The organism is Brotaphodocola sp. (genome assembly GCF_050873065.1).
In the GTDB taxonomy this organism is placed as follows: domain Bacteria; phylum Bacillota; class Clostridia; order Lachnospirales; family Lachnospiraceae; genus Brotaphodocola.
Window position 1 is genome coordinate 1 of the sequence record NZ_JBNMIC010000069.1, and the last position, 9,249, is coordinate 9,249.

Sequence of the window (9,249 nt, forward strand, 5' to 3'; positions counted from 1 at the left end):
CTCGGAGGTATACGGATGCCAGTCGCCGACGTCAGCGCCAAACGGGAACAGGATGATGTCAGTCGGTCCGATCAGGGACTCGACCTCATTTTCCCACTTGTCGGTATCGGTCTTGAAGCGTTCATAGTCGACTTTTCCGAGGTTTAAGTGTCCCCAGCTGTGGGAGGCAAGCTCCCAGCCGTTGTCGCGCAGACACTGGGCAACCTTTGCAGCTTCCTCACGGTCCTGCTCGTAAGTCGGGGAGGTCTCTGCATAGGAGGAAGAGGTGCGGTATCCGAGAATTCCCTCATATCCGGTGAAGGCGAGAACGGCGCGTGCACCCTTGTAGGAAAAGTCCGGGTGCTGGTCGATGAAGTCCTCAAGAATCGGAACAAGATCGTAGGAACCCGTCGAGGTGGAGCCGTCGTCCATCTTCATCTCACAGGTCGGTTTGCCGTCTGCACCGATGATGATGCGGCTTGCAAATCCATCTCCATCCATGTAAGGATAGTAGCACAGATCGTCCTGGGACATCACAAACGGAATTTTTCCTTCCGGAAGCATGATTGTGCCCGGTTTCATCACCGGATTGCCGTTCTCATCGGTCGTCTCATAGGCGAGATCGTGGAGACGGACGAGGACGTAGCCCTCATCATACATCGTCTGGATGATTTTGTTGAACTCATCGACGGTCGTCATCACCTGATTGTAGCCGTCCGTGCGGCTGTCCCCGTCAAACGCCTTTGCGGTATCCCAGACTAAGGTGTGGAAAAAGACGTGGGTGACGGTGTTGACATCTACCTGCACAAGTGTTGATTTGGTGTTCTCGTAACCGGCAATCGCCTCCTGCACAGCCGGGTCGGAAGCATATGCGCTGTCTGTGAGAAGGGTGATTGCCCCGTCATAGTCGTAACCGGTTGCAAGTGCGCTTGCCTGATCGAGAAGAGTTTCCTTGGAAGTCTCAACAGAGACGGACCCGGACTCAGCGGATCCCGTTGCTGCGTCAGAGGTCGTTGCCTCATTGGAACCTGCTCCGATGACGATAGAGCTGCCTCCGTTTCCATTTCCGCCCGGTTTCATCTTTCCGGCAAAAAATATAGCACCTGCACAGCAGATGCCGACGAGTAATACACAGCCTCCGATAATTGGGCCGCGTCTGTGTCGGTTTTTGCGTCTGCGATTGTCTGCTCGTATGTACTCAAAATGATCCATTCCTGATCCCTCATTTCTTCCGAAACGATTCCCAAAATCGTTCCGGGTATTTGATTGTATCATATCATAATCCGGACAAAAAGGCTATATGGGGAATTCTTACAATTCATAAAAGAAAGGGGAATTCAAAAATACATAAGACGATCGCCGAATCCATAGACTGGAAACAAAGAAAGTAAGCGGGTTTGGGGAGCGTTTGAATGAGACAGGTTTTGCGATTTCGGTTTCTGATTGTCTGGAGTTTGATTCTGACGTTACTGACGTTGGCGGGAAATGCGGGATGCTTTCCGGCATCTGTGTGGGGAGCGGAAACTTCAGATTTTTCTGATGGTGATGGGAGAATGGAGACACTTCCGGCTGCGGCTGTCCCGGCAGAGGTTATGGCGCCGAGTGTGATTTTGATGGAGGCGTCGAGTGGCCAGGTGATCTGTGAGAAGAATGCGGACGAGAGAAGAAGCCCGGCAAGCGTCACGAAGGTGATGACGCTGATCTTGATTTTTGATGCACTCGATGCAGGAAAAATACGGCTTGAGGATGAGGTGGTGACGAGTGCGAGGGCGAAGGCTATGGGAGGATCTCAGGTGTTTCTGGAAGAGGGAGAGGTTCAGACTGTGGAGACGTTAATCAAGTGTATCGTCATCGCGTCCGGAAATGATGCCTCCGTGGCGATGGCGGAATATCTTGCAGGGACGGAGGAGGAATTTGTCAGACAGATGAATGAGCGGGCAAAGGGACTTGGGATGACGAACACGCATTTTGTGGACTGCTGCGGTCTGACGGAGGATCCGGAGCATCTGACGACTGCGAGGGACATTGCGGTGATGGCGAGGGAGCTGATTACGCGCTATCCCCAGATTCAGAATTATTCGACGATCTGGATGGAGAATATCACCCATGTGACGAAACAGGGGACAAAAGAATTCGGACTGGCAAACACAAACAAACTGCTGAAAATGGCGACAGATTTTCGGGTGACCGGGCTCAAGACGGGGTCCACGTCACGGGCGAAGTACTGTCTTGCGGCGACTGCGGAGAAAGACGGGGTGGAACTGATTGCGGCGATCATGGCGGCGCCGGATTATAAAACGCGTTTTTCAGATGCGAGAATTCTGCTAAACTATGGCTATGCAACCTGTAAGCTGTATCGGGATACACAGATGCCAGAGCTTCCGGAACTTTCGGTGAAAGGCGGAAAGGAAAAGACGGTTCCGCTCCGCTATGAGGAAGAATTCTCTTATCTGGGGATGAATGGAGAGGATTTTTCAGCGGTTGAGAAGACTCTTCAGATCCCGGAGGAGGCACAAGCGCCGCTCGAAGAGGATGAGAAAATCGGGGTGATCCGCTATGAGCTGAACGGAACAGTGTTAGGAGAGGTTGGAATCCTGACGGATGCACAAGTGGAGCGTGCCGGGTACATCGACAGCTTGAAGATGACGGTGGAAAGATTTTTGTTCTTTTAATTTTAAGTTGGAAAAGAGGCGCAATCACAATGTATTTGTGCGTTACTGTACACGGGCAGGCATTTCCTGAACTGAAAATGCCGTATGACACAGTGGTGGCAGCAGAGTTATTGTTGACTTTCAGATGCGGGAATGTTACTATAAAAAAAGGGTTTTATATAAAATGGTATAGAGTGATATCATACAAGTTCGAGAGAAATTTGGAGAAAAACGGTGAAGTTTGAAGAGGAAGTCATGCATGCGAACCTGCAGGAAATACAGATCTGCATGGAATTCGGAAATATGTATTTTGACCGTGTCAGACTGATTGACACGAAAGACTGCCGGCAGATGCGAATTGACAAAGAGGGAAATCTGATTGATGACGGACCTTGTCGTTACGGAGTGGACGCGGAATCACACAAACATGTGGAGAATCGTTACTCAGACAAGAAGACCTGTCGGTTTGAATGGATTCATGACCGGATTTTCCGGGTGGTGACGGTTCCGATTGTGATGACGAAGGAGAACGGGGAAAAGAGAAGATTTTGTCTGGAACTTTTGGAAGAAAAGACAGATTTCTCTGTTTACAAGACGCTGAATGACGGAGTGAAGTTAGAGGACATGGAAGCGGAGGCCGATCGGGCGTACTTCGATTCCATGACGGGCGTTTACAGCCGCCGGGTGTTTGATGAGCGGGTTTTTGTGCCCGAGTTTTTGAATGAGCAAATCACATTTGTTGTCGCGGATCTGCGAAAATTTAAGCACATCAATGATCAGTACGGGCATGAGGCAGGAGATCGTATTCTCCAGCGAGTCGCCCAGACGATGAAATCAAGTTTAAGAAAAACAGATTTAATCATAAGAATCGGCGGAGATGAATTTCTGCTGGTTTTAAAGAACTGTCCTCATTACTGGGCGGAGAAGAAGACTCATGTCATTGCGGCAAAATTGGCGGCAAAGAATAAGCTGGAAGACTGGCATAAGATTCCGGCGATGGTTGATTTTGGAATTGCGGAGGATCACTGCTTTGACGGAACAGAGGAGAGCATTCGCCGTCTGTTCAATGAGGCAGATCGAAACATGTACGAGATGAAGCGCGGAATCAAGAAGAGTGAGTTGATCTGAAAAGTAAATAAATCGGTCGGAGAGACAAAAGAGAAGGGAAGCGGTGAAGGTGCAGAAAAAACAATCCGATCTGATTGAGGGAGGGATCGTCCAGTCGATGCTGGTGTTTGCGATCCCTCTTCTTATCGGAAATCTGTTTCAGCAGCTGTATAATACAGCGGATTCTTATGTGGTGGGAAATTTTGTTGATACGAATGCATTGGCAGCGGTCGGAGCATCCGCGTCGGTAATCAATATGCTGGTGGGATTCTTTATGGGACTTTCCGCCGGTGCCGGTGTTGTGATCTCACAGTCGTTTGGTGCAAAAAAGAAGGAGGAGCTGAGTCAGGCCGTTCACAGTGCGCTCTGGCTGACCGGTGTGCTCAGTGTCGTGTTCACAGTTGTTGGCATCTCGGTGACACGGCCGCTTCTGCGGGCAATCGGAGTTCCGGAGGAAGTTCTTCCGCACTCTACGCTCTATCTGACAATCTATTTTGCGGGAATTACCTTTGCACTCTTTTACAATATGGGAGCGGGAATTCTGCGGGCAGTCGGGGATTCGAGAAATCCGCTGATTTATCTGGCAGTGGCGAGTATCACCAACATTATTCTTGACTTTGTTCTCGTCTGTGGGGCAAAGCTCGGGGTTGCGGGCGTTGCACTTGGAACCTTGATTGCACAGGCATTCAGCTCGTTTCTTGTCATGCGTCAGCTTGTCTGCGCCAAAGAGGATTACCGGGTGGAGTGGAGAAAAATCCGTTTCCACAAAGCAGTGGTAAAGCGGATTGTGGAGATCGGTTTTCCGGCCGCTCTTCAGCAGAGTATCACGGCATTTTCCAATGTGATTGTGCAGTCCTATATCAATGGTTTTGGTGCGGCGGCGATTGCGGGATATTCCACAACGATTCGAATCGATGGTTTTCTCCAGCTTGTGCTTCAGAGCTTTAACATGACGATCACAACCTTTGTGGGTCAGAACATCGGTGCGCGCAGGAGCGACCGCGTGAAGAAAGGTATTTTCTCAGCATGGCTGATGTGTTCGTCTGTGATTTTGGTTGGATGCTTTGTGATGAACTTGAAGGGCGGAGATCTTGTCCGTTTCTTTACAAGTGATGAGCAGGTGATTGCAAACGGTGGTGCAATGCTGCATCTGTTCTCTTATGCGTACATTTCTCTGCCGGTTACCCAGATCCTCAGTGGAGCACTGCGCGGTGTCGGAAAATCAAGTATTCCGATGTACTTTATGCTTGGCAGTTTTGTGGTGCTTCGTCAGATCTATCTGGCGATTGCAGTTCCGAGAACCCATGACCTTATGGTGGTGATGGCTGGGTGGCCGATCACCTGGGTGATCTGTGCGATTGGAATGGCGATTTACTTCTTTAAGGTGGACTGGTTAAAGAGTGCCGAGGAGAAGCTCGCAAAGCAGAATTAAGAGGAATTTACGAAAAAAAAGAAAAAAATTAAGAAGATACAAATGGGAAGAGAAATGTTCCGGCAGTTTTTGAGGTGCACTCATAAGATTGCCGGAACATTTTTTGCCTATTTTGTTTTTGATGCGGCGGTTTTTGCAAATTCGGTGGTGACGAGATCCTCATAAGGAACGCGAGTTTTAAGTTCCCCGGCTTCCTCGAGAATGTTTTCGAGAAGTTCAAAACTCTCTTTCTCAAAAATCGTGTCGGACTTCCAGGTATCCTGATTTTTGTAGCGCTCTGTGATGCGAATCAGATTTTCGAGAGGAGTTTCCTTAAACTGAGGCTGAATTGTTTTTGCGATTTCCTCGGCGGAGTGGGTATTTACATAGTCAAGCCCCCGCTGGATCGCGTTGGTGAATCGCTGAATCAGCTCCGGATGGTCGGCAAGATAGCTTTTCTTTGCACAGTAGGCAGTGTAGGGCACATATCCGGAGTCGGTGCCGAGAGAGGCGATGACGTTTCCTTTTCCCTCAAGCTCCAGACTTGTCGCGAACGGCTCGAATTCGACCGTGTAGTCTGCACCATTTCCATCCCCTGAGGAGAAGGCGGCTGCTGTGAGTCCGAAATTGATGCTCTGGTCAATCGTCAGATCCGTCTTCGGGTCGATGCCGTTTTTCTTTAAGATATATTCAAATACCATCTCCGGCATGCCACCGGCGCGTCCGCCAAGGACTTTTGTGCCTTTAAGTTTTGCCCAGGTGAAGGAATCATCCGGTGTGTGTCCAACGAGGAAGTTGCCGGCGCGCTGGGTCAGCTGGGCAAAATTGACGGCATAATCCTGTGCTCCCTGTGCGTAAGTATAGATGCTTGCCTCGGATCCCATAAAACCGATATCGGCGTCGCCGGAAATCAATGCGGTCATAACTTTGTCGGCACCGGCACCGTTTACAAGGGTCAGATCAATGCCTTCGTCCTTGAAGTATCCAAGCTCGATGGCGGCATACTGAGGCGCGTAGAAGATAGAGTGTGCAACTTCATTTAAGGTGACGGGGACGCGGCTCATCTCAGATTCGTTTTTCTGGCATCCGGTCAGGGTGAGTGAGCTGGCCATAGTAAATGCAGCGACCGGAAGCAGGGAAAGTGAGAGAATGCCGGATAAGGCGCGAGAACATGTATGATGTGAGTGACGATACATAAAAGCCTCCTGATGAATAGGTCGTGACGACCATGATAAGATAAGGATAAATGATGATAAAAATGATGACTTGAATGGCTGCATATATTTGTTAGTATCATATTGAGAGAGACGAGGTGCGGTGAATAAAAATCAGAAAAATTTTTGTGACCCAGTGTGAGGTTGTGTGAGTGAGCTTTGCGTATGTAAATGACAAAAACCAAAAATCATGATACAATACAGGGTAGATATTTGTGAAAGAAAATGCTACAGCTAGGGGAAGAATTTTATGAACAACTACAAGATGATCGTATTGGATCTGGACGGAACACTGACAAACCGGGACAAGGTGATTACACCGAGGACGCTGCGTGCACTGATGGAGGCGCAGAAGCGGGGCAAGAAGGTTGTGCTTGCTTCCGGACGTCCGACTTACGGAGTGATGCCGCTTGCGGAACAGCTTGAACTTGAAAAATATGGCGGATTTATCCTTTCTTTCAACGGTGGAATCATCATGGACTGCAGTACAAGGGAGATTGTTTTCCAGAAAAAGCTTCCGGTAGAATCAAATCAGCGAATTGTCAATCTGGCGCAGGAGGAGGGCGTGGACATTCTGACTTATCAGGATGCGTGGATCATCACGAATAATCCGGCGAACCAGTATGCAAAGATTGAGTCAGCTATCAATCATTTGAAACTGAAAAAAATTGAAAATCTCGGAGAATATGTGAATTTTGCTGTCCCGAAGTTCATCATGCTCGATGACGGGGATTATCTTGCAACCGTCGAGGGCAAGGTGAAAGCGGCACTTGGAAAGAATTTCAGCGTTTATCGTTCAGAACCGTTCTTCCTTGAGATTCTGCCGAAGGGGATTGATAAGGCACAGTCTCTTGACCAGCTGCTTCATGCGCTTGGAATGGACCGGGAAGAGATGATCGCCTGCGGAGATGGCTACAATGATCTGTCGATGATTCAGTTCGCAGGTCTCGGTGTGGCGATGGCAAACGCCGTGCTTCCGGTGCGCAATGCCGCAGATTATGTGACACTCTCCAATAACGATGATGGCGTGGCACAGGTGGTGGAAAAGTTCTTACTTTAGAAAGTTTTTCGCTTGTTTTTACAGATGTGGAAGGAATGAGCCAATCAAGCCAGCAAAAAAAGTTTCATTTGTAATTTTTTCGTAGAGGTATAGACTTTATAAATTTACTGTGATAAACTGATAAAAGCAGCGAAAACAGCTTGAGTAGAACTCTTTTACAGGCTCAGAGGAAGAAGAAAGATGAATAAGAAGTCATAAGAAGATGGGCAGATGGAAGTTTTGATACAGACTCAGGCGAGATGGATAAAGAAGGGAAATTTTCATGAATAAGAAGATCAGAAATGAAGAAGTGGATGATCTGTTCCGGGCGATTCTGACACTGGAGACACCGGAAGAGTGCTATCGCTTTTTTGAGGATGTTTGTACGGTAAATGAGCTCTTGTCTCTGTCACAGCGCTATGAAGTGGCAAAGATGCTCAGAGAGAAGAAAACGTATCTGGAGATTGCAGAGAAGACCGGTGCGTCGACTGCGACAATCAGCCGGGTAAACCGCTCTCTTAATTACGGAAGCGACGGCTATGACATGGTATTTTCAAGAATGGCAGAGCAGAAAGAAAAGGAGAGTGAGGAGTAGCCTCATTCCATGTAAATGCAAAAATGAAAACACTTTTTGAATAACTGGCACACCGCATTCTCGTTACTTCAGTGATGAGTTAGGTGTGCCAGTTTTTTGATAGAGTGTAGAACAAAAGTTTGCCATATAGAAAAGCATATGGTATAATATAGATATGGAAGAAAATATGTTCAGCATCAAAGAAAATACACTTTCATATGGTAGGGGATATGTATATTCTTTACAGTACCATCTTGTCTGATGCACGAAATATCGAAAACAGGTTCTGAAAAATGAACTGGATTTAGAATGCAAAAAGATGCTGTATGAACTTGCAGAGGAATACCAGTTTCAGATTCTGGCGATGGAGGTTATGCCGGATCACATACATTTACTTTTAGACTGCAAGCCGCAATTTTTTATATCAGACATGATAAAAATTATGAAAGGAAATTTGGCGCGCCAGCTGTTTCTTGCACATCCGGAATTAAAACAGGAGTTGTGTGGAGGACATTTGTGGAACCCGTCCTATTGTGCGGTTACTGTAAGTGACCGAAGCCGGGAACAGGTAATGGCGTATATTGAGGGACAAAAAGAGCAGAAAAAAAGAAAGTAAAGGTGCGTTATGCAGATTGTATCCAGTTATGGCGTAGAAATAAAAAAACAGAATATACCAATCCGCCATACGCTGGATATTTTCCGTCAAGCGGCTTCCTACCTGATTCAGGCGTATGCGGAAAGCTGGGACGAACTTTCTGCGATTGGAAATGTACAAAAACGGTTTAACGAGGCGGAACATCTGGTGCATGAAACGAAAAAGAACCATGCCCGGTTTGATTTTGACCGTTGTTTTCCTAAAATGCCGTCCTACCTGAGAAGAGCGGCCATTCAGCATGCACTTGGAAGTGTATCCTCGTATGAAACACGGATGCGATTATGGGAAAAAGGAGAATTGACTGGAAAACCGAAGCTGATCTGTGAAAATCATGCGATGCCGGTCTTTTATCGCGATGTGATGTATAAAGAAACAAAAGATGGAGCAGATGCAGCGCAATTAAAGCTGTTTGATGGACGAGACTGGAAATGGTTCCCGGTAAACCTGCTCCATACGGATATGGAATATCTGCGAAAGAAATGGAGTGGGAAGAAAGCATCTGCCCCAACGCTGGAAAGAGAACACCATAAGTATTTTCTTCGTTTTTCTTACACAGAAGAAATAAGTTTATCGAAAACATTTGTAAAAGAACAGGTGATATGCAGTGTTGATCTGGGAA

Annotated in this window: 7 protein-coding genes and 2 pseudogenes; 7 read left to right on the forward strand and 2 right to left on the reverse strand. The window is 47.5% G+C overall.

Features of this window, described 5'->3' with window-relative positions:
- Window positions 1-1,191 (reverse strand): polysaccharide deacetylase family protein (locus tag ACR0QE_RS12095; protein ID WP_432628602.1); only part of this gene is annotated, 1,191 nt, incomplete at its 3' end.
- A 200-nt stretch (window positions 1,192-1,391) separates the two neighbouring features.
- On the opposite strand from ACR0QE_RS12095, the gene ACR0QE_RS12100 reads away from it, so the two are divergent.
- From ACR0QE_RS12100 to ACR0QE_RS12110, 3 genes are all read left to right on the forward strand, one after another.
- Complete coding sequence (locus ACR0QE_RS12100; RefSeq protein ID WP_432628603.1) at window positions 1,392-2,651, forward strand: D-alanyl-D-alanine carboxypeptidase family protein; 1,260 nt, start codon at window positions 1,392-1,394, stop codon at window positions 2,649-2,651.
- 213 nt (window positions 2,652-2,864) lie between these two features.
- A complete protein-coding gene (locus tag ACR0QE_RS12105; RefSeq protein WP_432628604.1) occupies window positions 2,865-3,758 on the forward strand; it encodes a GGDEF domain-containing protein in 894 nt (297 codons plus the stop codon).
- A 49-nt stretch (window positions 3,759-3,807) separates the two neighbouring features.
- A complete protein-coding gene (locus ACR0QE_RS12110) occupies window positions 3,808-5,169 on the forward strand; it encodes an MATE family efflux transporter (protein ID WP_432628605.1) in 1,362 nt (453 codons plus the stop codon).
- A gap of 107 nt (window positions 5,170-5,276) precedes the next feature.
- Here the strand turns inward: ACR0QE_RS12110 and ACR0QE_RS12115 are convergent, their stop codons facing one another.
- Window positions 5,277-6,260, reverse strand: a complete 984-nt coding sequence (locus ACR0QE_RS12115; RefSeq protein ID WP_432628608.1) for an ABC transporter substrate-binding protein — start codon at window positions 6,258-6,260, stop codon at window positions 5,277-5,279.
- Window positions 6,261-6,612: 352 nt separating this feature from the next.
- On the opposite strand from ACR0QE_RS12115, the gene ACR0QE_RS12120 reads away from it, so the two are divergent.
- The 4 genes and pseudogenes from ACR0QE_RS12120 to ACR0QE_RS12135 form a co-directional block, all read left to right on the forward strand.
- Entirely contained in the window at window positions 6,613-7,422 is an 810-nt protein-coding gene (locus tag ACR0QE_RS12120; protein WP_432628606.1) for a Cof-type HAD-IIB family hydrolase, read from the forward strand.
- 262 nt (window positions 7,423-7,684) lie between these two features.
- Entirely contained in the window at window positions 7,685-7,996 is a 312-nt protein-coding gene (locus ACR0QE_RS12125; protein ID WP_432628607.1) for a YerC/YecD family TrpR-related protein, read from the forward strand.
- 154 nt (window positions 7,997-8,150) lie between these two features.
- A pseudogene (gene tnpA, locus ACR0QE_RS12130) lies at window positions 8,151-8,591 on the forward strand (IS200/IS605 family transposase).
- Window positions 8,592-8,600: 9 nt separating this feature from the next.
- Window positions 8,601-9,249 (forward strand): annotated as a pseudogene (locus ACR0QE_RS12135) (IS200/IS605 family accessory protein TnpB-related protein); the annotation flags it as partial.

Excerpts from the sequence above, each read along its gene's own strand:
- ACR0QE_RS12100 (WP_432628603.1), top strand. The coding sequence starts at position 1,392 with ATGAGACAGGTTTTGCGATTTCGGTTTCTGATTGTCTGGAGTTTGATT.
- ACR0QE_RS12115 (WP_432628608.1), bottom strand. The coding sequence starts at position 6,260 with ATGGCCAGCTCACTCACCCTGACCGGATGCCAGAAAAACGAATCTGAG.
- ACR0QE_RS12120 (WP_432628606.1), top strand. The coding sequence starts at position 6,613 with ATGAACAACTACAAGATGATCGTATTGGATCTGGACGGAACACTGACA.
- ACR0QE_RS12125 (WP_432628607.1), top strand. The coding sequence starts at position 7,685 with ATGAATAAGAAGATCAGAAATGAAGAAGTGGATGATCTGTTCCGGGCG.